The organism is Johannesbaptistia floridana (assembly GCF_057440575.1).
In genome coordinates, this window is record NZ_JALKVM010000263.1 from 1 (window position 1) to 1,713 (window position 1,713).

Sequence of the window (1,713 nt, forward strand, 5' to 3'; positions counted from 1 at the left end):
AGAAAAAGCAGCTAGTCTGACAAAAGAAGTATGTAAACAGCTCAAAAGTGCGATCTGTAATTAATAAAAAAGTTTACCCTATTATGCTGTTAAACACATTTTAATAAGATGTTCTAGCTTATTGCAATCAACATAAATATTAAAATACTTGTCCGATGGACATACCATAAACCCGTATTTAAGTTTTCTCACCATAGAAATATAATACATACTAATAACAATTCGGCCTTCTGGAAACAATTCAATTACTTTAGTTCCTTCTGTTGCAAATACTAGATTAGATAAACCAGCACCATGAAAACTTATTACTATCTCTGTTTCTTGTAGTAATTTTGCCTGTTCTGCAATACTCAACCCGCTCAATGTTAATAATTCAAAATCATAATTAACTAACATTTTTTCTATTTGAGATTCATTAGTTATTTGACGATCTTTTGCATCTCTTCTACTTATATAAATTCTTTTCTTTTTATGAGACGTATTATCTTCTATCAAAAATTTATTTCTTAACCAATCTATCGTTTGAGGATAAATAACAGGATGTGGTGCAATATAACTACAAAGATGCAAATGATTAAATTTATACAATCCTTTGTCTAAAAAAATTACTTGATCCAATACACCTATATGATTTAAGCTATCTTTGACAAAATTTGGTAGATTCTTACTCATTATTAATGGTAATTTATTTAAAACTGGATCATTTTCAAACATCCCTATTTTAGGCAAAATACTTGTTAACCAATGAAAGTAATTTCCAGGAAAACTACCTGTTATTACTATGCTTTCTTGTTCTATTTGAATAGGTTTTTGCCAAGGAATAGTTTCTAAATATATTAAATTTTTCCAATCAAAAATATTACCCAATCTAATATTTTTAGCTTCTTTAAATACTTTTCCTTCCCACATGTGATAATTGGATGGAAAATGTAATAAAACCCCCTTAGCAGAAATAATTCCTATTTCTATTGATTTATTATTATCTTGTTTAAACAAATGTAAATATTTTTTTTGCAATGGTTCATCTAAATAAAAATCAGGCTGAAATGCTTCAGGATTTAGCGTGTAATTGTCTAAAATTGACAGGCCATCAAAACTTTCGGAAATAGGTAGAGATTTCGCATAAATATTTCTAGCAGTTCCTTTGCCTATTTTATGAAATATATTTTTGGCTATTTTAGTAATATATTGATCATGAAATTTATTGAATCTAAGTAATTGTTTGATGATTTTTTGTTTCATATAATAAATGAATTTTTTCACTACTTTTAGAACTTGTTTGAAATAAAACCGCCCAGAGACCGTTTATAAATAAAAGATTAACAGATGATTGCTTAAAATGTTAGGATAGGTAAATAATAGCTATATAGATAAAGGTTTCACCTTATTAAGTGTAACAGTTAATGGTGCGATTAATTCAATACCACTGGCAACATCATGTAGTCTATAATAATCTTAAATAATTAATTGACATTCATAGTTTTCGTGCTACATATTTGATAAATCCGTTAACCTTTCTCAGGAGAATGAAAAACCCTAGATACGGTTATTATAATTTAAGTTTGAGCGGAAACTTCCAAAGGCGATCGCACCTAAACTCACATCTTGCATCTATACATAATGTTACTCGTTGTGGTTGAGTAATGAGTAATGAGTAATGAGTAATGAGTAATGAGTTTTGAAGTCTTGAAGTTTTGAAGTCTTGAAGTTTTG

The 1,713-nt window shown here is 28.2% G+C and carries 1 protein-coding gene; it reads right to left on the reverse strand.

Features of this window, described 5'->3' with window-relative positions:
* Positions 1-81 precede the first annotated feature (81 nt).
* On the reverse strand, positions 82-1,242 hold the full coding sequence (locus tag MW688_RS16655; protein WP_486737138.1) for a glycosyltransferase family 61 protein: 1,161 nt from the start codon (positions 1,240-1,242) through the stop codon (positions 82-84).
* Positions 1,243-1,713 lie beyond the last annotated feature (471 nt).

Bases quoted from the DNA above. Each gene is read 5' to 3' on its own strand.
- MW688_RS16655 (WP_486737138.1), bottom strand. From the start codon at position 1,242: ATGAAACAAAAAATCATCAAACAATTACTTAGATTCAATAAATTTCAT.